This is a genomic window from Streptomyces sp. NPDC048473, assembly GCF_043200155.1.
GTDB lineage: Bacteria > Actinomycetota > Actinomycetes > Streptomycetales > Streptomycetaceae > Streptomyces.
Genome location: NZ_JBICXE010000038.1, coordinates 18,440 through 40,013, shown reverse-complemented (window position 1 = coordinate 40,013; position 21,574 = coordinate 18,440). Strand labels below are relative to the sequence as shown.

Below are 21,574 nucleotides of genomic sequence, written 5' to 3'. Positions count from 1 at the left end.
AATGGCGGTTAACCTCGCGCGCCCGATCCGCCACCGAAAGGGGCAGCCGTGCCGTCGAAGGAACAGCTCGCCGAGCAGCTCGATCCGGCCACCACCGTGCTTCTGACGGTCGAATGCCAGCAGGGTGTCGTGGGCCCCGGGAGCGCGCTGCCCGAACTGGCCGAGGAGGCCAGGTCCTCCGGCGCCCTCCACCGCGTCGCCCGACTGGCCGCAGCCGCCCACGAGGCCGGGGTCCAGGTATTGCACGCGGTGGCCGAACGCCGTCCCGACGGGCGGGGTGCCAACAACAATGCCCGCCTTTTCCGGGCCGCCGGCCGGTTGCCCGTACAACAGCACTCGGGCACCACGGCGGTACGGATCGCCGCGCCCATCGTGGTGGCGGACGAGGACCTCGTCGTGCGCAGGCTGCACGGTCTCTCGCCCATCGCCGGTACGGATGTGGACGCGCTGCTCCGCAACCTCGGCTGCCGGACGCTCGTCGTCACCGGGGTATCGGCCAATGTCGCCATCCCCAACGCCGTGTTCGACGCGGTGAATCTCGGATACACGGCGGTGGTGCCGTCCGACGCCATCGCGGGGGTGCCGGCCGACTACACCCCCGCGATGATCCGCAACACACTCGCCCTCGTCGCCACCATCACGACCACCGATGACGTACTCGGCTGCTGGCTGGGCCGAGGGCGGTCCAGGGCCTGTCCGGCGGATCAGGGTCGAACGGCCTAGGGCGCGAGCGTGATCGAGTCGCCCGCGACCGTGATCGGCCGGGCGGGCAGCGGCTGAGTGGCCGGACCTGACGCGACGCTGCCCGTCGCCACATCGAACTTGCTGCCGTGACACGGGCAGTTGATGGTGCCGTCCGACACGCTCGACACCGCGCATCCCTGGTGGGTGCACTTCGACGAGAACGCCTTGAACTCGCCGGCCTTGGGCTGCGTCACCACGACGCCCTTGTCGGCGAAGATCTTTCCGCCGCCCTCCGGGATATCAGCGGTCTTCGCCAGAGCGTCCCCGCTGCCGTCCAGTCCGTCATCGGCCGGCTTGACCGCATCCGAACCGCCCGAGTCCTTCTGGTTGCCGCACGCGGTGAGTACGGCAGCCACCGAGACGGCCCCGACCGCTGCCACAACGGTCCGACGCCCGGGACGGACCTCGTGGTCCTGCGATGCGCTCATGCTGGCTTTCCCTTCCGCGATGTTCATAACTTCGGTGTTCACGACTTCGGTGTTCACGACTTCCGTGTCCGACCAGAGGTACGCGCAGCGGGACCCCCGTGTTCAACGGCCCAGGGACTTCTTGAGGAAGTCCCGCTCCAGCAGCAACAGATTGCTCACCGTCTCCTCCTGGGTGACCAGATGGCCGGCCCCGGACAACGGCAGTACCGTGTGTGACCGGCCCGCGGCCAGGAGCGCGGCGGAGAACCGCAGCATGTGGGCGACGGCCACATTGTCATCGGCAAGTCCGTGCACCAGCATGAGCGGGCGCGTCAGCCCGGCCGCCTCCGAGAGCAGTGAGCTGCGCTCGTAGTTCTCCGGAAGTACATCCGGGTGGCCGAGAAACCGTTCCTCCCAATGGGTGTCGTAGAGCCGCCGGTCGGTCGGCGCACCACCGGCGACCGCCGCGTGGAAGACCTCCGGGTGACGCAGCACAGCGGCAGCCGCGAGATACCCGCTGAACGACCAGCCGCGCATGGCGACCCGCGCCAGGTCCAGCTCGGGATACTGTGCGGCGGCCGCGTACAGCGCGTCGATCTGGTCCTCGAGAACGGCCGTCAGCCGGTCTCCGTACACCGATTTCTCCCAGGCCTCTCCACGCCCCGGAGTGCCGCGGCCATCCGTGACCAGCACCGCGAAACCCTGCTCGGCGAACCACTGGGCGACCGCGACCCACCAGGTACGCACCTTCAGGACGACCTGCATGCCGTGGCCCGCGTACGGGTTGAGCAGCACCGGCAGCGGGGCGTCCCCCGGCCGGTGCCACGACGGCAGATACAGCCTGCTGCGCAGCTCACGCTTCCCGAGGCTCAGCACAGCGGGCCGTGGGGTGACCGAAGGAGTCTCGGTGAGGACCGCGATCCGTCCCACCGGTGCCCCGTCGCGGAGCACGGTCACCGTCTGACCGCCCGGGGTCCTGCTGTCCAGCACCACGGTGGGGCCGCCGACCGAGGCCGTGTGCACACCGGGTGCCGTGCTGACGCGCACGAGAGCGTCTCCGGGGGCTCCGCTCGCCCAGGACCAGACATGGACCTCGGTCGGTTCCTCGCTCGCGGTGAAGAACACCCTGTCACCGGCGGTGCCGACCACCTCACGGACCTCAAGGCCCGGAGGTGTCGGCCTGTCGCCGATCCTCAGCCCCTGCGTGTCGCCGCCCGGCTGCGCGGGAACGACGAGCGCCCCGGACGGAAGCCGCAATGGCGTACCCGGCCTGAGGGCGACCCACGCACGGTCATGGGCGCGGCTCAGGATTCGCGTCTCTCCCGTGGCGGCATCCACCGCGAGGACGTGCACCGAACGCTGATCACGCGTCTGTACGGAGACCAGCGGGCCGTGCCCGTCCCACGCCGCCGACGCCACGTACTCGAACGACCGGTCCGTCCACACCCCCTCGGGATGGTCCTCGCCGGCGGCAGCGGGCAGCCGGACCGCGCGCCGCTCCCCTGACACCCGCACGAGGTGCAACGACACTTCGGCGTTCGCCGTGCCCGCCGCCGGATACGCGATCTCGCGCGGCGGTCGCTCCGGGTGGGCCGGATCGCCGATGTACCGGCGCGGCACCATCGAGGTGTCCACCCGCGCCACCAGAAGCGCATCGCTTCCCGGTGACCACCAGTGGCCGCGCGAGCGTCCGATCGACTCGGCCGATACGTAATCGGACAGTCCGTAGGTCACCTGCTCGCCGTCCGGGGCGGCGAGCGCACGGTCGTCTGTGCCCTCCGTCGTCACGATCCGGAGCGCACCCCCGGACACGTACGCGATCAGGGCGCCGTCCGGTGAAGGCCGGGGATCGACCACCGGACCGGCGGTGACGATCCGGCGCGGAGCGCCCCCGTCCGTCCGTACCACCCAGAGTTCGCCGCTCAGCGCGAAGGCCACGAGCCGCACCTGTGCATCGGTCGCGTAGGACACCACGCCCGACGAGGTCTCCCTGGCCCGTTCGCGGCGGGCCAGCTCCTCCGGTGGCACCGCACCCGACGTGTCGTCGCTGTGGCCCGCCCCGAGCGGATCGGCGAGCATCCGCTCCTTGCCGTCCTCGTACAGCCAGAGCCGGCTCACCTGATCCGTACCGGACGTGGTCCGTACGAAGAGCACCCGGGCGCCGTCCGGTGAGACGGAGAACTGCCGGGGCACTCCGAGCGAGAAACGCCGGGTGCGGGCGAACTGCCGGGGAAACCGCAGGGCGTTGTTGAGAGCGTCGTCAGCCGTGGAGTCGAATGGGGGAGTCATGGAGACACCATGACAGGCGGAATCCGGATCGACCGGCCCGTGCCCGGGCACGGGCCAGGCTGCGGGGGCCATGCATCGCGCGTGATTGTCAGAGGCGTCTGCGAGGCTGAGAGGCATGACACCGCTGAGGAACGTCGACGACCTTGAGCAGGCCATTCGCGGTGGTTGGGGTGCGGACACCGCGACGCCGGATCACCGTCCGAACTGGACCCCGGACAATCCGGCGCGCGACCAGTGCGGTGTCACCGCCCTGGTGGTGAACGATCTGTTGGGCGGTGAGCTGATCCGCGGCGAGGTTCATGTCAACGGCGAGCGAGTGGACTACCACTGGTGGAACCGTCTGGGCATGGGGATCGAAGTCGATCTCACCCGCGAGCAGTTCGGCCCCGACGAGACAGTCGTCGGCGGAGATGTGATTGAACGGCCTGCGGAGATCGTGCGGCTCCGTGAGGAGTATGAGCTTCTCCGCAGCCGAGTCGAGGCGGTGCTGCGTTCGTAGGCGTCGGAGCCATGGGCAGTGGGTCGGTGGCGGCGAGCGTGTCAGAGGCTCGGTTCGCGATGGGTGGGCTGTCCGTCGAGGACGGTGAGCAGCACAGGGAGTTGGGGCAGGTCCGTGGCCGGCGTGCTGAGCGGGCTGTCCGCGAAGACGGTGAGGTCGGCGCGGTGGCCGACGGCGAGGCGGCCGGCATGCCGTTCTTCGCCCGCGGCGTAGGCGGCGTTGAGGGTCATTCCCTGGAGCGCCTCCAGCGGTGTCAGCGCCTGTTCGGGGCCGTGCGGGGGCTGGGTCAGGTCACGGCCGGGGCGGCGGTGGCGGGCGCCGGCCATGACAGCCAGCGGGGGATAGGGAGCGATCGGCCAGTCGGAACCGAGGACGACGGTGGCGCCGGAGTCCCACAGGTCCCGGCGGCGCCAGGCGCGTGAGGCGCGCTCCTCGCCGAGGCGCCGGGACCAGTTGTCGGTGTGGTCGGCGCGGGTGAAGTCGCAGCAGTGCGTGGGCTGCATGGAAGCGATGACGCCGAGTTCCGCGAAGCGGCGCAGCGTGTCGTCGGGGACCGTCTCGATGTGTTCGATACGGTGCCGGACGCCCGTGTCCCCGATGGTGCGCGCCTTCTCGACGGAGTCGAGTACGCGCCGCACCGCAGCGTCTTTGATGGCGTGCGTCGCGGTGGGCACACCGGCGTGGTGGAGCTCTGCAACGACCTTCGTACAGGCGTCCGGGTCGGGCCAGTATGCGTGCGTGGACTCGCCGTGGCAGTCGGGGCGCTCCAGCCATGCGGTGCCGCTGTCGATCGTGCCGTCCATGAAGAGCTTGACGCCCTCCGTCCGCCACAGCCTGCCGCCCCTGCCCTGCTGGTCCATGAGCGCGCGCAGTGCCTCCGCATCGGTGCCGGGCCGGCACCAGGGGCGACCCGTAGCCGGAGCGGGAGCGCGTCGTCGGCGTCGAGTTCGGTGTACAGGGGGAGGCTCTCGCCGTTGGCGTCCATGGCGTGGCCGCCGGTGAGTCCGGCGGCAGCCATGCTCTGGAGGGTGGCGGCGAGGCGGCCACGGAGTTCTGCGCGGGTGGGCTGCGGGGTCGCGGCTTCGACGACTCTCGCGGGCGGGATCGCCCTCATCGCCTCGGGGCCGCTCTCGTACACCAACAGCGCGGACTTCTCTCGCCATCTGCCCCGTACGACCTCTCCTCGGGCGGTCGCGGGCTGGACGGCGCCGGGCGGATTCCTGCCGAGCGTCCTGGTCACCGCACTGGGCACCTGCGCCGCCACCGCGATCGACATGACCGACCCGCAGACCGCGCTCGAAGCGATCCTGCCCCGATGGTTCACGCCACTGTTCCTGCTCGCCCTCGTCCTCGGCACCATCGCCATCAACGCGATGACGGCCTACAGCTCAGGCCCAGCCCTGCAGGCCGTCGGCGTGCGCATCCGCCGGTCCCTCAGCGTCATCGTCGACGGGGTCTTCGGTGTGGCCCTGACGCTCTACGCACTGCTCGTGTCCAATTTCCTCGACACCGTCAGCAACGTCCTCCAGCTCACCGTCGTGCTGCTCGGCCCCAGTATGGCGATCTACGCCGTCGACATCCTGCTGCGCCGCAACCGGTACGACGGCCTCGCACTGACCGACGAGACACCGAACAGCCCGTACTGGTACGTCGCCGGCGTCAACTGGGCAGGTGCCATTGCGCTGGCCACCGGCACCGCCGCCGCCTTCCTCTGCGTGAACACCGAGCTGTACGAGGGCCCGCTCGCCCGAGCCCTGGGCGGCGCCGACCTCGCCCTGCCCGTCGGAGTCGTGGTCGCGCCGACCGTCTAGGCGCTCATGATGCGCTCCGGCCTCGGGCTCGGCTCCCGTGCCCGCGCGGCAGGCTTGCCGGTCCGCTCCGCACGGCAACGGACGGATGATGCCAGGAGGTTTGTGGATGGAGCAGATGCCGGTCCGCTGTGCGCGGCGCTCAGCCGACGTGCACCCGCGGCCGCCGCTTCCGGTCGGGTTCGGCCTCGCGGAGGACCTCGCGGGTGACGGGAGCGACCTCGCCCTGGCCGAAGAGGAAGAAGCGCAGGAAGTTGGCGAAGGGGTTGCCCTCCGTCCACTCGAAGTAGATGTGCGGGCGCTGTCCGGTGATGTCGCGGACGTGCAGGACCAGGGCGGCCAGGGCGTTGGGGACGGAGGAGCTCTCCAGGGTCAGGACCCGGTAGCGGCCGTGCAGGACTTCGCCGCGTACGGTCAGGCCCGCCTCGAACTCCGAGGGGTCGAGAACGGTGACCTCGACGAAGACGAAGTCCTCCTGGGTCGGGACGTCGTTGTCGTGACGAATCTGCTCGATCTTGTCGCGGTACTCGGCGATGTCGCGGTTGTCGGGTTCATTGGCGATGAACCGGATCCTGCGGCTGGCGACGTCCCGCACGAAGCGCTCCGCCATGTCGTCCAGCGTCACGCTGGTGACCCGAAGCTCGAAGGCGCGGGCCAGCCGTGAAAGGAGGGAGACGAGGATGATTCCGGCGATGAAGCAGGCACCGATTTTCACGCCGTCGGGGCGCTCGATGACGTTCACCACGGTGGTGTAGAGGAAGACCGCCGAGATGACGGCGAAGGCAATGGTCCAGTTGCGCTGGCCGGCCTTGCGCGCGGCGATGGTGACGGCGATGGCGGCGGAGCTGATCAGCACGAGGACGCCGGTGGCGTAGGCGCCACCCTGGGCGTCGACATCGGCGTCGAAGATCCATGTGACCAGGAATGCGACCAGCGTGAAGACGATCACCATCGGGCGGACGGCGCGCGCCCAGTGCGGGGCCATGCCGTACCGGGGCAGGTAGCGGGGCATCAGGTTGAGCAGGCCGGCCATGGCGGAGGCGCCTGCGAACCACAGGATGGCGATAGTGGAGACGTCGTAGACCGTGCCGAAGGTGTTTCCGAGATACTCGTGCGCCAGATACGCGAGTGCGCGGCCGTTGGCCTGGCCGCCCGACTCGAACTCCTTCTCCGGGATGAGCACGGTGGTGATGAAGCTGGTGGCGATCAGGAACACGCTCATGATCACCGCGGCGGTGGTCAGCAGCTTCTTCGTGTCCCGGATGCGGCCGGTGGGCTTCTCCTCGGTGTCGTCGGGGTCGCCTTCGACGTGCGGCATGACCGCCACGCCGGTCTCGAAGCCGGACAGGCCAAGGGCCAGCTTCGGGAAGACCAGCAGCGCGACGCCGACCATGGCGATGACGTTTCCGTGCTGGGTGGTCAGGGCGGTGGTCCAGTCGGTGACCACGTGCGCAGCGGAGGCGACGTGCCACAGGCCCACCACCACGACGACGACGTTCAGGGTCAGGTAGATCCCCACCAGGACGACCGCGACGCCGATCGCCTCCAGGAAGCCCTTGAGGAACACCGCGCCCAGCAGCGCCACGAGAATGAGTGTGATCAGCATCTGTTTGTCGTGCAGCGCATCGGTCAGGTGGGGGTTCTCCACCAGGTGGGTGGAGGCGTCTGCTGCCGACAGCGTGATGGTGATCAGGAAGTCGGTGGCGGCGAAGCCGAGCAGCGTCAGGACGAACAGCTTGCCCTTCCAGAACGACAGCAGCCGCTCCAGCATCGCGATCGAGCCCTCGCCACGCGGGCTCTCCTCAGCCACCCGCCGGTAGACCGGCAACGCGCCCGCCAGAGTGACGATCACGAGCACGATGGTGGCCACCGGCGACAGGAGCCCGGCCGCGAGGGCGGCGATGCCCGGCTGATAGCCCAGCGTGGAGAAGTAGTCGACGCCGGTCAGGCACATCACCCGCCACCACCGCTGCCCTTTGTGCGCGGGCACCGGCTTGGCATGCGGCCCCTGCTGATGCCCGGCCATGTCGGACAGGCCCTCCAGCATCCACGCGCGCAGGCGACTCGTACGGACGTGGGCGGGGGTGGTCATCGGTGTGCTCCTGACGTACGGCTATACGAACGGTTCCGGCCATCAAGGAGACCGCCGCATCAGCGTACGCAAGGAGTGATCCACGGCCGAGGGCTCCCCCGCACCGAGAAGAGACGTGTCCGCGCCGAGCGCGACTGTCTCCACCGGCCCTCGCAACGCCTTCAGTGCGCGGACCTCGTTCTCCTTTCCCTGCGCGCCTCTGACGTGCGAAGACGCCTTCTTGACGAGTACGTGACTCAGCCCAGCCCCGGCAGACCTGAGATGAGCAGATCGATCAGCTTGATGCCGGCGAAGGGGAGGACGAGCCCGCCGAGTCCGTACCGCATGAGGTTGCGGCGCAGCAGGTCGTGCGCGGACGACGGCGTGTAGCGGACGCCCCGCAGCGCGAGCGGGATCAGGGCGATGATGATGAGCGCGTTGAAGATGATCGCCGAGGCGATCGCGGACGTCGGGCTGTGCAGACCCATGACGTTGAGCGACTCCAGGCCCGGATAGACCGCCGCGAACATCGCCGGGATGATCGCGAAGTACTTCGCGACGTCGTTCGTGATGGAGAACGTCGTCAGTGCGCCCCGGGTGATGAGGAGTTGCTTGCCGATCTCCACGATCTCGATGAGCTTGGTCGGGTTGGAGTCGAGGTCGACCATGTTGCCGGCCTCCTTGGCGGCCGACGTACCCGTGTTCATCGCGACACCCACGTCCGCCTGCGCCAGGGCCGGCGCATCGTTCGTGCCGTCACCGGTCATCGCGACGAGCTTGCCGCCCGCCTGCTCCCGTTTGATCAGCGCGAGCTTGTCCTCAGGAGTTGCCTCAGCCAGGTAATCGTCCACGCCCGCCTCTTCGGCGATGGCGCGGGCGGTGAGCGGGTTGTCGCCCGTGATCATCACTGTGCGGATGCCCATGCGGCGCAGCTCGGCGAAGCGTTCGCGGATGCCGTCCTTGAGATGGATCAGGCCCAGCACGCGCGGTCCGTCCCAGTCGTGCACGGCAACCAGCAGGGGAGTGCCGCCAGAGGCCGCTACGGAATCGGCGAACCGCCGTGCCTCGGGCGGGACTTGGCCGCCGTACATCTCCACCCACTCGATGATCTGCTGGGCGGCGCCCTTGCGGATGGCGCACACCGCGCCGTTGTCCCAGCGCAGGTCGACGCCGCTCATTCGGGTCCGGGCAGTGAACTTCACCCATCGCGCGTGGCTCAGCTCGCCCTGTGCGGGGGCGCGCAGCCCGTACTGGGCCTTCGCCAGTACGACGACGGAGCGGCCCTCGGGTGTCTCGTCGGCCAGGGACGACAGCTGTGCGGCGTCGGCGAGTTGGACTTCGGTGATGCCGGGCAGCGGGACGAAGGCGGCCGCCTCGCGGTTGCCGAGGGTGATGGTGCCGGTCTTGTCGAGGAGCAGGGTGTTGACGTCGCCGGCGGCCTCGACCGCGCGGCCCGACATGGCGAGGACGTTGCGCTGGACGAGACGGTCCATGCCCGCGATGCCGATCGCGGACAGCAGCGCGCCGATCGTCGTAGGGATGAGGGTGACGAGGAGAGCGACCAGCACGGTAGTGGACTGGGCGGCGCCGGCGTACTCGGCCATCGGCTGGAGCGTGACGACGACCAGGATGAAGATGATCGTCAGCGCGGCCAGCAGGATGTTCAGCGCGATCTCGTTCGGGGTCTTCTGGCGGGAGGCGCCTTCGACGAGCGCGATCATCCGATCCAGGAAGGAGTGTCCCGGGCGTGCGCTGACGCGGACCACGATCCGGTCCGACAGTACCGTCGTGCCGCCGGTGACACCGCTGCGGTCGCCGCCCGACTCCCGGATGACGGGCGCCGACTCGCCGGTGACGGCGGATTCGTCGACCGCCGCGATGCCGTCGATGATGTCGCCGTCGGCGGGGATCAGTTCGCCCGCCTCGACCAGGATGACGTCGAGCGGCTTGAGGTCGGTGGCGGGCACCGCCTCCGTCTCGGCGTGCCGCGCGTCGGTGCCATAACTCCAGTGGCGCAGGCGCAGCGCGACTGTGTCGGTGCGGGCCTTGCGCAGCGACTCGGCCTGCGCCTTGCCGCGGCCCTCGGCGACGGCTTCCGCGAGGTTCGCGAAGACCACTGTCAGCCACAGCCAGGCGCTGATCACCCAGGTGAAGACGGCTGGGTGGAGGACCGCGGAGAGTGTGGTCAGGACGGCTCCGACGGAGACGACGAACAGCACCGGGTTCTTGACGAGGACCCGCGGGTGCAGTTTGCGCAGCGCCTCGGGGAAGGACCGCGCGAGCTGGACGGGTTCGAACAGCCCGCTCGGCGTGCGGCGTCTCGGACCCCCCTCCGATCCGGGCTGGGGCGTGCGCTGAGGGCGGGACGGCGGGGCCTGCTGGGGAGCGGCGGGAAACATGGGGACCTTCATGCCTCGGTGGGGAACCGCGCCCACGCGCAGGGCGGCGCGTCGGCGACCGGTCGGGCTGACAGAGTGTGTGGTGGCCGCCTGGCCCCGGCACCGCAGGGCTGCGCACGGACATCGGCGACGGGACGCCGCCGCGTGCTGGGCCGCCCGTGAGGTGCCCTGGCTGGTAGCACCCGATGGATGCACCCGGAGGAGAGCCGTCATGCCACTGACGTCCGCGTGCCTCCGCGGCGGCCGAGGGGAAATCTAGCCCGGCCGGATGTCCGAACTGCGCCGTCCGGTACGGAATTTGCGCCCCTCTTACGGCCCTTCGGGCGACCGCGTCAAAGCCCTGTCAACGGCAGCTGAAAAGGCGTCAGAGGGGCGTCAATGGACCACGCACGTGGCTGATTCCGGTCGCAGGCTGAGCGGCACGGGGTGACACGGGCGACCGTCCGTGGCGTGACGTTGGAGGGCTCGTGACCATCACGGCCGGTACCACACGCAGTCCTGTGGCGGGGGCCAGTACGGTGGCACAGCCACAGCATGGACCGGTCGCCCCGCCCGGGGGTGGGCCCGGCCCGCGGCCGCTACGGGGGTCGCCGGCCGGGCAGCCCGGGGCGTCGCCTCCGCAGCGGGGCTGTGGCCGCGTGGGCCGCTCTGCGCCGCCGCTGCTGGGCCACCCTGCCCGCGCGGCTGCGTCTCCTGCGCGCGGCCACGGTCTCGCTCGCAGCCGCCCTCGCCCTGCTGCTCGCGCCGGCCGGACTCGCTGCCATCGGCACCTGGGACGCCGTCGCCGGTCGCGACGCGCCCCGCACCACCAGCGCCGCCGACCTCAACTTCGCCCTCAACGACATGGATGCGCAGGCCGCCAACCTCCTGCTGTCCAGCGGCAACGCAGGCACTGGGCGCCTGCACACGCCGTACGACAAGGCAGTCGCCTTCTACCGTGACGCCCGCCGCGAGATCGGCCACGACCTGCGTGCCCTCGCCGTCGCCGCCCAGGGCAACCGCACCGACGAGCGGACCGTCGAATCCCTCACTGACAACTTTGCCGAGTACCAGGAGCTGATAGGACGCGCTCTCGAAAACGACGGCCGCACCGGCGGCAAGGCGTCCGCACTCGTCGACTACCGGAAGGCGACGGACCTGCTCCAGCGGCAGCTCCTGCCGGAGTCACGAGAGTTGGTGGCCTCCAACAATCTGGCGTTCAACACGCGGTACGCGCAGGACCGCTCGGCCCTGTCGGCCCAGCTCGCCGCCGCCATCGCGCTCGGCGTGGCGCTCCTCGCCTCGCTCGGTGTCCTCCAGTGGTACTTGGCGCGCCGCTTCCATCGGATCCTCAACCCCGTCGTACTGGCCGCCACCGTCTGCGCTCTGCTCGCCGTCCTCCTCGGTGCCCAAGCGCTCTACGGCACAGCCGAGAATCTGCGCGGCGCCCGCCGCGATGCCTTCGACTCCGTCGTCGCCCTCTCCCGCGCCCGCGCGATCGCGTACGACGCGAACGCCGACGAGAGCCGTTACCTCCTCGATCCGGAGCGTCGCGGTCAGTACGAGCGCGCGTTCCTGGAGAAGTCGCAGAAGCTGTACGGCATGCAGGGCGCGACCCTCGCCACGTACGACGACGAACTCGTCACGACCTGGCAGGCGTACCGCTCCGACCACGAAGAACTGCGCTTCACCGGCGAGTTCCGGCGCGAGCTCGACAACGTCACCTTCCCCGGCGAGCGGGCCGCGGCCGAGAAGACAGTCGAGACGTACGCCGTCTACCAGCGCGACGACCGCAAGGTCCGCGCACTGGTCGCGCAGGGCAAGGAACGCGAGGCCGTCGCGTTCGGCATCAGCTGGGAGCCCGGCATGTCCAACGCGCACTTCGGGGCATGGATGACGGCGCTGGACAAGGTGACCGAGATCAACCGCCGCCACTTCACCGCCTCGGTACAGGCAGGCCGCTCCTCGGTGGGCGATCTGCTGCCCTGTGCTCTTGGCACCCTCCTCGCGGCGGCCGCACTCACCGTCATCGGGCTGCGGCCGCGGTTCGCCGAGTTCCGCTGAAGCGCACGGCGCGGTTGCGTCTGGTCGAGGAGGTCAGTGGCTGCGGGGCGCGTACATGATGACGGCCATTCCGGCGAGACAGACGAGTGCACCGATGATGTGGAACCGGTCGGGAAGGCAGCCGTTGGCGACCATGCCCCAGGCGATGGACCCGGCGACGAAGATGCCACCGTAGGCGGCCGGGATGCGGCCAAAATTGTCGCCGTTCTGCCAGGTGGCCACCACCCCGTACAGGCCGAGATCGATGACGCCGGCACCGATCCGGATCCAGCCTTCCCGACCGAAGGGACTTGTGATTTTCCGGCCTCGGAAGAGGATGTGCGCTCGCATACCCACTAGGCGTCCGCGAGGCGCGCCTCCTCCAGGTCGAGTGAGCGTTGCAGCCGACGGCGCGTCGTGTCGCCTATGCGGTGCTCGTCGTACAGGCGCTGGAGCTCGGCCGCCTCCACGGTGATCAGGTCGCGGCGCAGCTGGCGGTAGGTGAGGTCGGCGGATTCCGTCGGGGTCCCATCGCCGTTGGCCTGCGCGAGCCGGTCGCGGGCGTGGTCGAGTCGGGCCGTCAGGCCGCGGCGGAGGCGGTCGAGGACGACGTCCGGGACGGCTTCCAGGTCCGAGATCTCCTCCAGGCGGCTCAGTCCTGCGGTCGCCAGGCTGCAGCGGGCCTCGGCCTCCTCCCGTTCCGTGTGGTCGGGTTCCAGGGCGATGCCGGAGCGGCGGACGACCGGGGCGAGGGTGAAGCCCTGGACGACGAGGGTGGCGACCACGACCGAAGTGGTGAGGACGAGGACGAGGGGGCGTTCCGAGAGCGTGGCCCCCGCCTTTGTGGTCACCGGGATGGACAGGGCGGCGGCCAGCGGTACGACACCCCGGGTGCCGGCCCAGGTCAGCACCACCGGCACTCGCCAGTTCATGCGCTGGATGCCGCCCTTGCGCTGCACCACCGCCGACAGCGGCGCCAGCCACAGCATGCGCATGGCGATCAGCGTGGCGGCAACGGCGAGCGCATACAGCGGCCACGCCCGGTCACCGTCGGAGAGCGCGCGTACCTGGGCCGGCAAGGCCAGGCCGATGAGGCCGAAGACGACGCTCTCCAGCAGGAAGACCACGGTGCCGTAGACGGCGTGCAACTGGAGCCGTATGCGGGCGTTGGTGAGCCGATCGCCCCGGCCGCCCAGGACGACACCGGCCACCACCACGGAGGTGACACCCGACGCGTGCGCCGCCTCGGCCAGAACGTAGGCCGCGTACGGGGTGACGAGGGAAATCACCGTCTCCAGAACCGGGTCCTCCGTACGCCTGCGGATCAGGGCCACCACGCTCGCAACGGCCGCCCCGATGACCATGCCGCCGCCCGCCAGCAGCGCGAACTCCCCTGCCGCAGCACCCCAGCCGACCGCTGCCGATGCCACGGCGACGCTCACCGCGACCCGGAACAGGACCAGCGACGTCGCATCGTTGAACAGGCTCTCGGCCTGGACCAGTACCTGCACCTTGGGCGGCAGCGCCAGGCGCCTGCCCAGCGCGGTGACGGCCACCGGGTCCGTACTGGCCAGCACCGCGCCCAGCACCAACGCCATCTGCCACGACAGCGGAGTGACGAGGGACGCCACCGCGCCGACCGCTGCCGCCGAGGCCAGCACCAGGCCGATCGACAGCACCCCGACCGGCTTCCACACCGCGCGCAGCTCGCGCCAGGACAGCTCCTCGGCGCTCGCGTACAGCAGTGGTGGCAGCACGACGAGCCCGATGATCTCGGGGCTGATCTGGATATCGGGAGTGCCCGGCAGTAGGGCGACGGCGAGGCCGGCGACCACAAGAAGAGAGGGAGCGGGGATCCGCCGGCGGCGCGCGAAGGTCGCCACCACGGTGGCGAGTACCACGAGAGCCAGGACCGTTCCTACGCTGCGCATGCCGTCCCCTTGGCCATGAGAAGGAGACCTTTTGGCTCCCTGCCGACCAGACTTCCCGGCGCACCGTCTTCACCCTATCGGTCCAGGGCTCGTCAAAGTGGTGTCAACGTCCACGTGACCGGTGCCAAGGATGCGTCAAGGGGCGCGCCGAGTGACTCGCACGAGCGCTTCGGTAGGGGGAAGCAACCCTTCCCTCCGGGGAGTTGATCGCCAGTGAGCGGAGCACGTCGGCTGCAATGAGTGACGTACGGGCCAATATGACTGTCGTACGGACCGGTGGGGGTGAGGTACGGACCGGCGGCGGTGGGGTACGCCCCGGACGCCTGAAGGTCTACCTCGGGGCAGCCCCGGGGGTGGGCAAGACCTACCGCATGCTCGACGAGGCGCGACGCAGGGCGGCGCGCGGCGCCGATGTCGTCGTGGGGTTCGTCGAGTGCCACGGGCGCCCCGGCACGAAGGCGATGCTCGACGGCCTGGAAGTCGTCGAGCGAGCCTCGTGCGCCTACCGTGGCGGCGAGTTCACGGAGATGGACCTCGCCGCAGTCCTGGCGCGCCGCCCGCAGGTCGCGATCGTCGACGAGTTCGCCCACAGCAACGTCCCTGGCGGCGACCGCAACCCCAAGCGCCGGCAGGACATCGAGGAGCTGCTCGCGGCGGGGATCGATGTCATCAGCGCGCTCAACATCCAGCATCTCGAATCCCTCAACGACGTCGTTGAGAAGATCACCAGGGTGCCGCAGCACGAGACGGTGCCCGATGAGGTCGTCCGCAGAGCCCATCAGATCGAGCTGGTGGACATGCCACCCGAGGGGCTGCGCCGCCGGATGGCGCACGGCAACATCTATGCGCCCGAGAAGGTCGACGCGGCGCTCGCCAACTACTTCCGCCCCGGCAATCTGACCGCGCTGCGTCAGCTTGCCCTGCTGTGGGTGGCCGACCGCGTCGACGAGGCGCTTCAGTCGTACCGCGCCGAGCACGGCATCGGCGGGGTGTGGGAGACCCGGGAGCGGGTCGTGGTCGCGCTCACCGGCGGCCCCGAGGGCGACACCCTCATCCGGCGGGCCGCCCGCATCGCCGACCGGTCGGCCGGCGGTGACCTGCTCTCCGTCCACGTCACGCGCAGCGACGGGCTCGCCGCGGGCGCCTCGCACGCCTCCCTGGTCCGGCAGCGGCGGCTGATCGAGGACCTCGGCGGCAGCTACCACTCCGTGGTCGGCGACGACGTCGCCACCGCCCTGGTGGAGTTCGCGCGTGCCGAGAACGCCACCCAGCTCGTACTCGGCACCAGCCGCCGGGGCCGCCTCGAACGCTTCGTCACCGGACGCGGCACCGGCGAGACGGTCGTCGAACTCTCCGGCGACATCGACATCCACACGGTCACGCACGAACGCGCCGGGCGCGGCACACTGCTGCCCTCGCGCAGACGTACTTTGTCGACCGTTCGCCGGATCGCGGGCCCGGTCGCCGGCCTGCTGCTGCCGGTGGCGCTCACCTTCCTGTTGGATCTGGGCGCAGCCCGGGACAGACTCAACCTCACCAGCGAGGCCCTGCTCTTCCTGCTCGCTGTGGTGGGGGTGGCCTGCATAGGCGGGGTCGCGTCGGCGGTGATCGCGTCGGTGACGGCGTCCCTGCTGCTCAACTACTGGTTCATCCCGCCCATCGGGCAATTCACGCTGAACGATCCGAATGCGCTGCTGGCCCTGGCGGTGTTCGCGGTGGTGGCCGCCATAGTGGCTGCTGTCGTCGACCGTTCCCTGCGTCTGTCGAGGCGCTCGGCGCGGGCCACCGCCGAGGCGGAGACCATGTCGTCCCTCGCGGGCACCATCGTGCGCGGCGGCGCGACGATCCCGGCGCTGGTGGAACGCACCCGCGAAACCTTCGGCATGGACTCGGCGGAGCTGGTGGACGAGCCGCCCGGAGGGGATGACGTGACGGCCGTACCCGCGGGACCCGGCGCCTTCCTGGTGCTGCGCGGCCGCCCCCTCCCGTCCTCCGAACGGCGCGTCCTGGCCGCCTTCGCGGCGCACGTGGGCGCCGCCGTCGAACGGGCCCGGCTCGCCGAGGCCGCCGCCGAGGTCGAACCGGTCAAGGCCGCCGACCGGATGCGTACGGCGCTGCTGCGGGCGGTCGGCCACGACCTGCGCACCCCGCTCGCCGCCGGCTGGGCAGCCGTCTCCTCGCTGCGCAGCCGTGACGTGGAGTTCTCCGACGAGGACCGGGGCGAGCTCCTCGCCACCGCCGACGAGTCGATGGCCAAGCTGAACCGACTGGTGGAGAACCTGCTCGACCTCAGCCGGCTGCAGGCAGGGGCGCTCACCCTGAACCTGCGCGCCACCACATTCGAAGAGATCCTGCCGGCGGCGCTGGCAGACACCCCTGAGGTCGAGGTGGGGGACCTGGAGGAGGTTCCCGCCGTTCTGGCCGACCCGCCCTTGCTGGAGCGGGTGGTCGCCAACCTCGCGGGTAACGCCGCCCGCCACAGTCCGGCCGGGCACAAGGTGCTGCTGACCGCCAGCATCCACGCAGGCCGTGTCGAACTGCGCGTCGTCGACCGCGGCCCCGGCCTCCCGCCCACCGACCGCGACCGCCTCTTCGAACCCTTCCAGCGCCTCGGCGACACCGACAACACCACCGGACTCGGCCTGGGCCTGGCCCTCTCCCGGGGCCTGACCGAGGCGATGGACGGCACCCTCACCCCGGAGGACACTCCCGGCGGGGGCCTGACCATGGTGCTGTCCCTGCCCTTCGCCGAGCGGGCGGAGCACCCCAGTGGTACGCAGAGTGTAGGGGGAGAGCGTAGGAGGGGCGTATGACCCCTGAAATCGGCGTACGAGGGCGCAGGCCCGGAGCCGCCGCAGTGAATGCAGGAGGTGACGGCGTGATGACCGGCTATCCGCTCCGGGACCGGCTCGCCCTGCTGGCGGGCCTCGCTGGACCGTTTCTGGTGGCGCTCGCACTTGTGCCCTTCCGTACCGACCTGTCGCGCACGAACGCGGCGCTGATCCTGGTCGTGGTGGTCGTCGCGGTGGCCGCCATCGGGAGCCGTATGGCGGGCGCGCTCGCGGCGCTCTCGGCCGCCGCTTGGTTCGACTTCTTTCTCACCCGCCCGTACCGGACCTTCAACATCACCGCCTCCGCCGACATCGAGACAGCGGTACTGCTCCTGGTCGTCGGCGTGATCGTGTCCCAGCTCGCGGCCCGCGCCCGCCGCCTCGAAGTAATCACGGTGACGGACGCCGGTTACCTCGCCCGCATCCACGAGACTGCCGACCTCGCCCAGTCCGCCAAGTCCTCGGACACAGTGGTCGACCACGTCCGCAGCCAGCTGACCGAGCTGCTCGGCCTGCGCGCCTGCCGCTTCGAGTACGGCACTCTCATGGGAAAGCCGTCCCGCCTGCAACAGGACGGGAGCGTCGCGGTCGGCCGCAAGCGCTGGGACGTCGACAGCCGGGGCTGGCCGGAGGGCGAGATCGAACTTCGCACGTACGGCAAGGGCCACTACCTCGGCCGCTTCATGCTCACCCCCGGCCCGGGCCCCGTCCCGCCGCTCCAGGCCCGCCTCGTCGCGGTGACCCTCGCCGACCAGACGGGCGCGGCCCTCGACACGGCCGGACCCGTGAAGGACGGCTGAAACCTGGTACGGCATGGGCGGCCGGCCCGCGGGACGCCAGACACGCCCCAAACCGCTGACGGACGCATACGGAATGTTGACGCCGAACCCTCGCTCACCTGGAACCGGGCACGTCTGCCCTGTCGTTCTTGACTGATGTGACGTCAACTCTCCATCTCCGCACGGAGCTTGGCCCCCGCTCCCAGCACATGGTGATCTGCGGCGACGACGGGCTCGCCCGCCGGCTCGCCGTCGAACTGGACGCCGTTTGCGGCGAGGCCGTTACCGTCGTACTGCCGTCACGACGGGACGAGCACGGCGCCGAGATCGCCGCGCTGCACCGCGACCCGCACTCGCCCATCGAGCTGCTGGTGGCGACGCACTTGGACGAACAGACCCTGCGGGCCGCGGGTGTACAGCGCGCCGCGGCCCTCGCGCTGACCTACGCCGACGACCAGGTCAACATGACCGCGGCGCTGCTGGCCCGCGGCCTCAACCCGTCCATACGCCTGGTCATCCGCATGTTCAACCGTGAGCGCGGACGCCACCTGGAGCGCCTCCTGGACCGTGCGGCCGCTGAGGCCAGGGGCGGAAGCGACGACGATTCCCGGCCGGACATGTCGACCACGGTGCTGTCCGATGCCGACCCCGCCGTGCCCGAGCTGGTGGCCGCCGCTGCGGTCGGCCACGGCCACACCCTCCAGGTCGAGGGCAAGGTCTTCCGCGGCGTCGTACGAGCCGCGGGCGCGCCGCCTCGGTCGACCGATCTGGCCACACTCGCCGTGCTCTCCGGCGCGCACCAGGACGACCCGGCGAGCGACGACAGCCCCGAGACACCGGGCGAGGACGGCACCCAGCTGCTGCCGGACACCCGCACCGCCTACCACCGGCAGTTCACACACGGCCGGCTGATGCTCGAAGAGGTCACCCACCACCACGCGCCCGAGCCGGCCGCCCGGGAGCGGCGCGGCCCCGTCGGCGGCTGGCTGAGGGCGCGGCTCGCGCATCTGCCGTGGAGGGTCTTTCTCTCCCGCGAGGTCATCGCCGTCTTCGGCGCGCTGGCCGCGATCGTCGTCGCGCTCACGGTCGCCACGGCGTTGTTCGCACACGAGCACCCTTGGTGGAAGAACGTCTACCTGCCCTTGCTGGACATCTTCACCATGGGCGACCCGGCCACCGACGAGGCAGCGGCCCGCCGGGTGCTGCAACTGATCGCGGGCTTCGTCGGGCTCGCCGTGCTCCCGCTCGTCGTGGCCGCGACCATGAACGCCACCGACGCGTTCCGCACCGCCTCCGTCGGCCTCCCGCCCGCCGACGACCTCACCGACCACATCGTCGTGATCGGTCTCGGAAAGATCGGCACCCGTGTGCTCGCTCAGCTGCGCACCACCGACCACAAGGTCGTGGCCGTCGAACGGGACCCGCACGCGCGCGGCGTCGCCCTCGCCCGCGAACTCGACGTACCGCTGGTGCTGGAGGACGCCGGAGCACCAGGTGTCCTCGACCGGGCGCGCATCCGGCACAGCAAGTCGCTGCTGGTCCTCACCCGCGACGACAGCGAGAACCTCGACATCGTGATGGCCGCACGTGAGACCACCCCGGGTGTACGAGTGGTGATGCGGCTGTACGACGACGACTTCGCGGCCACCGTCCAGCGCACCCTGCGCGCCTCCTACCCTCAGGCCCCCACCCGCAGCCGCAGTGTCTCGGCGCTCGCCGCTCCGTCCTTCGCCGCCGCGATGATGGGCCGTCATGTGCTGGGGGTGATGCCGGTCGAGCGCGGCTCGCTGCTGTTCACCGTGGTGGACGTGGCCGGGCATCCCGAGCTCGAAGGACGCTCGATCCACCAGGCGTTCCGGGAGCACGAGTGGCGGGTCCTGGCCGTCGGTTCGGCCGTGGCCCAGCCCACGCCGTCCTCGACGGATACCCTCGCCGGCATCCGGTTCCGCCAACCCGGCTTCGACTGGCGCCCGTCGCACGGGCGGGTTCTGCGTGCGGGCGACCGTGTCGTGCTGGCGACGACGCGGCGAGGCCTGGACATCCTCATGACTGGGGTGCAGCCGCATCCGGCGGACAGGCGGGGATGAGGTCTGCCGGTTTCGCCACCACCGGTGTTGCGGACACCCGACCGGTCTGCCGTGCGGGACTTCGTGTGACGGGCGCGGCGGGCTCAGTCCAGGCCGGACATTTTGAACACGGTCAAGACCGTCTCGCGGTCGATCCGCTCCGAGATCTGGCGCAGCGCGGTTGCCCCGCAGGTCAGGGATCCGCAGGCGTCGGACTTGCGGGCGTCCTCGTCGAGGCGGTGCCACAGATCGGGGTTGTTCACGAGGACCTGGGGGTTGATCTCGACCCGTCCGCCGAACGCGTCCCGCAGGCGGAGCCGTTGGGAGACGCCGTCCAGGCAGCGCACCGACACCAACACGTCGGTGCGTACCCGCTGCTCCCGCAGGAGACCGCGTGAGGCCAGCCAGCCCTCGCCCGCGGTGACCCGGGCGGGGTACAGGACCACGAACAGCAGGACGGCGAGCCCGGCCCACAGCGCGCCGCGAACGATCGTGAGGCCGTCGGCCCCCCAGTCGACCAGCAGCAGAAGGCCGAGGAGCACGGCCGAACAACGGATCGAGCTGCGCAGATCCCCTGCCCAGCGGCGGTCGTACGTCACTTCCGAGGGGGGCTCTTCGTGACTGTGGACCGCGTCGTTTCGCGTGGCGTTGCGGCGTCGCATAGCGCCGACGGTAGAGCCCCCGGGGAGCCGGGACCCCGTACCTTGACGCGACTCTGATGGGCTTCCTGCCCCTCCTTGACGCCCCGGTCGTGGTGGGGGCCGCCGGGAGGGTTTCACTCCGGCGGGAGTCGTGTGAGTCACATGACGGTCAAGGCCACGTCAAGGTCCGGGGCTTCGGCGCGAAGAAGCCGCAAGGAGCGGTCGGAGACGGCGGGAAAACGACAGAACCTGGGCGCACCCGCGCATCGCCTCCCCGCGTGCGCGGGCCTTTTCGTGAAGGAGCACGTAGTTCATGTCTGCCCTGACCATCGAGCCGGCGCCACCCACGCCGACGAGGAGCCGCCGGATAACGGTGAGCGCCACCGGGTGACTGCCCTCACCGGCCGCCCACGCCCATGCGCCGGCGCGCGACCAGGCGCAGTGGAACCCCGGAGTGCCGCTGATCCAGCTCACCTCAGAGCGGCGCGCCCTGGGCCGCCCGATCGCTGCGTACGCAGGCGAGACGGCCGCTGCCGAGCCCGGTACCCGCGTATCCGTGTTGATCCCCGCGGTCGAGCCCGACTGGCTGTGGCAGCGGCTGCTGCAGAACCAGCGGGGCGCGGTCGTAGTCCACGCGGTGTGCCGGGACACGGACGCGGTGATCTGCCGGCTTCGGTTCCGTCCCTCCTGATGCCTGATTCCGACGCCCGCACCGCGCTGCCGAGGGCCACCGGCGTGTTCGGACAGATGAGGGGGGATTGGTTCCCGTAGATGGATCAGTTGTCCGTAAGAGTTCTATCAAAAGCGTACGAGCTGCCGTAAGGGAGGTGTCAACGGCGACCGATTCCGGCCACGGAGACGGTTTCCTCAAACCGTCCGTTCGATCCGAACCTCATCTAGGAGCACACGATGGCCGACCTGGCCTTCGTCGTCACCACGATCGCGGTGTTCGCGCTGGTGGCTCTCGTCGCCAAGGGGGTGACGAAGCTGTGACCGCCGAAAACGTCGTCGGCCTGATCGTGGCCGTCGCCCTGCTGGGCTATCTCGTCCTCGCCCTGATCTTCCCGGAGAGGTTCTGAGAAGCGAT

The 21,574-nt window shown here is 70.3% G+C and carries 14 protein-coding genes and 3 pseudogenes; 9 read left to right on the top strand and 8 right to left on the bottom strand.

Features of this window, described 5'->3' with window-relative positions; all coding sequences use genetic code 11:
• Positions 1–48 precede the first annotated feature (48 nt).
• Positions 49–723, top strand: a complete 675-nt coding sequence (locus ACGFU7_RS37560) for an isochorismatase family protein (RefSeq protein WP_393702110.1) — start codon at positions 49–51, stop codon at positions 721–723.
• On the opposite strand, the gene ACGFU7_RS37555 is transcribed toward ACGFU7_RS37560, so the two are convergent.
• Entirely contained in the window at positions 720–1,172 is a 453-nt protein-coding gene (locus tag ACGFU7_RS37555) for a Rieske (2Fe-2S) protein (RefSeq protein ID WP_393702109.1), read from the bottom strand. The genes ACGFU7_RS37560 and ACGFU7_RS37555 overlap by 4 nt on opposite strands.
• Before the next feature lie 102 nt (positions 1,173–1,274).
• Positions 1,275–3,440: a prolyl oligopeptidase family serine peptidase gene (locus tag ACGFU7_RS37550; RefSeq protein ID WP_393702108.1), complete on the bottom strand. Its 2,166-nt coding sequence runs from the start codon at positions 3,438–3,440 to the stop codon at positions 1,275–1,277.
• 115 nt (positions 3,441–3,555) lie between these two features.
• Between ACGFU7_RS37550 and ACGFU7_RS37545 the strand changes: the two genes are divergently transcribed.
• Positions 3,556–3,939, top strand: coding sequence for a hypothetical protein (locus ACGFU7_RS37545; protein WP_393702106.1), 384 nt, complete (start codon positions 3,556–3,558; stop codon positions 3,937–3,939).
• 41 nt (positions 3,940–3,980) lie between these two features.
• Here the strand turns inward: ACGFU7_RS37545 and ACGFU7_RS37540 are convergent.
• A pseudogene (locus ACGFU7_RS37540) lies at positions 3,981–5,029 on the bottom strand (amidohydrolase); the annotation flags it as partial.
• On the opposite strand from ACGFU7_RS37540, the pseudogene ACGFU7_RS37535 reads away from it, so the two are divergent.
• Positions 5,025–5,750: pseudogene (locus ACGFU7_RS37535) on the top strand (cytosine permease); the annotation flags it as partial. The pseudogenes ACGFU7_RS37540 and ACGFU7_RS37535 overlap by 5 nt on opposite strands.
• Before the next feature lie 139 nt (positions 5,751–5,889).
• Here ACGFU7_RS37535 and ACGFU7_RS37530 read toward each other — a convergent pair.
• Positions 5,890–7,839, bottom strand: a complete 1,950-nt coding sequence (locus ACGFU7_RS37530; RefSeq protein ID WP_393702104.1) for an amino acid transporter — start codon at positions 7,837–7,839, stop codon at positions 5,890–5,892.
• Positions 7,840–8,075: 236 nt separating this feature from the next.
• A complete protein-coding gene (kdpB, locus tag ACGFU7_RS37525) occupies positions 8,076–10,217 on the bottom strand; it encodes a potassium-transporting ATPase subunit KdpB (protein ID WP_393702168.1) in 2,142 nt (713 codons plus the stop codon).
• 534 nt (positions 10,218–10,751) lie between these two features.
• Between kdpB and ACGFU7_RS37520 the strand changes: the two genes are divergently transcribed.
• Positions 10,752–12,260: a hypothetical protein gene (locus tag ACGFU7_RS37520; protein ID WP_393702102.1), complete on the top strand. Its 1,509-nt coding sequence runs from the start codon at positions 10,752–10,754 to the stop codon at positions 12,258–12,260.
• Between the two features lie 33 nt (positions 12,261–12,293).
• Here ACGFU7_RS37520 and ACGFU7_RS37515 read toward each other — a convergent pair whose 3' ends face one another.
• Positions 12,294–12,590 (bottom strand): YnfA family protein, encoded by a 297-nt coding sequence (locus ACGFU7_RS37515; protein WP_393702101.1) that lies wholly within the window; start codon positions 12,588–12,590, stop codon positions 12,294–12,296.
• A gap of 5 nt (positions 12,591–12,595) precedes the next feature.
• On the bottom strand, positions 12,596–14,170 hold the full coding sequence (locus ACGFU7_RS37510) for a Na+/H+ antiporter (RefSeq protein WP_393702099.1): 1,575 nt from the start codon (positions 14,168–14,170) through the stop codon (positions 12,596–12,598).
• Positions 14,171–14,427: 257 nt separating this feature from the next.
• On the opposite strand from ACGFU7_RS37510, the gene ACGFU7_RS37505 reads away from it, so the two are divergent.
• From ACGFU7_RS37505 to ACGFU7_RS37495, 3 genes are all read left to right on the top strand, one after another.
• The gene (locus ACGFU7_RS37505; protein WP_393702167.1) at positions 14,428–16,983 is read left to right on the top strand and encodes an ATP-binding protein; all 2,556 of its coding nucleotides are present in this window, start codon (positions 14,428–14,430) and stop codon (positions 16,981–16,983) included.
• Complete coding sequence (locus tag ACGFU7_RS37500) at positions 16,980–17,801, top strand: DUF4118 domain-containing protein (RefSeq protein ID WP_393702097.1); 822 nt, start codon at positions 16,980–16,982, stop codon at positions 17,799–17,801. The genes ACGFU7_RS37505 and ACGFU7_RS37500 overlap by 4 nt, the downstream gene beginning before the upstream one ends.
• Positions 17,802–17,938: 137 nt before the next feature.
• Entirely contained in the window at positions 17,939–19,867 is a 1,929-nt protein-coding gene (locus tag ACGFU7_RS37495; RefSeq protein WP_393702165.1) for an NAD-binding protein, read from the top strand.
• 83 nt (positions 19,868–19,950) lie between these two features.
• Here ACGFU7_RS37495 and ACGFU7_RS37490 read toward each other — a convergent pair whose 3' ends face one another.
• The gene (locus ACGFU7_RS37490; RefSeq protein ID WP_393702095.1) at positions 19,951–20,508 is read right to left on the bottom strand and encodes a hypothetical protein; all 558 of its coding nucleotides are present in this window, start codon (positions 20,506–20,508) and stop codon (positions 19,951–19,953) included.
• 385 nt (positions 20,509–20,893) lie between these two features.
• Here ACGFU7_RS37490 and ACGFU7_RS37485 point away from each other — a divergent pair.
• Positions 20,894–21,178 (top strand): annotated as a pseudogene (locus ACGFU7_RS37485) (amino acid permease); the annotation flags it as partial.
• Positions 21,179–21,476: 298 nt separating this feature from the next.
• Positions 21,477–21,566, top strand: coding sequence for a K(+)-transporting ATPase subunit F (gene kdpF, locus ACGFU7_RS37480; protein WP_018566520.1), 90 nt, complete (start codon positions 21,477–21,479; stop codon positions 21,564–21,566).
• Positions 21,567–21,574 lie beyond the last annotated feature (8 nt).

Coding starts and splice junctions, on each gene's coding strand:
- ACGFU7_RS37545 (WP_393702106.1), top strand. CDS start 3,556: ATGACACCGCTGAGGAACGTCGACGACCTTGAGCAGGCCATTCGCGGT.
- ACGFU7_RS37500 (WP_393702097.1), top strand. CDS start 16,980: ATGACCCCTGAAATCGGCGTACGAGGGCGCAGGCCCGGAGCCGCCGCA.
- ACGFU7_RS37520 (WP_393702102.1), top strand. CDS start 10,752: ATGGACCGGTCGCCCCGCCCGGGGGTGGGCCCGGCCCGCGGCCGCTAC.
- ACGFU7_RS37530 (WP_393702104.1), bottom strand. CDS start 7,839: ATGACCACCCCCGCCCACGTCCGTACGAGTCGCCTGCGCGCGTGGATG.
- ACGFU7_RS37490 (WP_393702095.1), bottom strand. CDS start 20,508: ATGCGACGCCGCAACGCCACGCGAAACGACGCGGTCCACAGTCACGAA.
- ACGFU7_RS37505 (WP_393702167.1), top strand. CDS start 14,428: ATGACTGTCGTACGGACCGGTGGGGGTGAGGTACGGACCGGCGGCGGT.
- ACGFU7_RS37555 (WP_393702109.1), bottom strand. CDS start 1,172: ATGAGCGCATCGCAGGACCACGAGGTCCGTCCCGGGCGTCGGACCGTT.
- kdpB (WP_393702168.1), bottom strand. CDS start 10,217: ATGTTTCCCGCCGCTCCCCAGCAGGCCCCGCCGTCCCGCCCTCAGCGC.
- ACGFU7_RS37510 (WP_393702099.1), bottom strand. CDS start 14,170: ATGCGCAGCGTAGGAACGGTCCTGGCTCTCGTGGTACTCGCCACCGTG.
- ACGFU7_RS37550 (WP_393702108.1), bottom strand. CDS start 3,440: ATGACTCCCCCATTCGACTCCACGGCTGACGACGCTCTCAACAACGCC.
- ACGFU7_RS37515 (WP_393702101.1), bottom strand. CDS start 12,590: ATGCGAGCGCACATCCTCTTCCGAGGCCGGAAAATCACAAGTCCCTTC.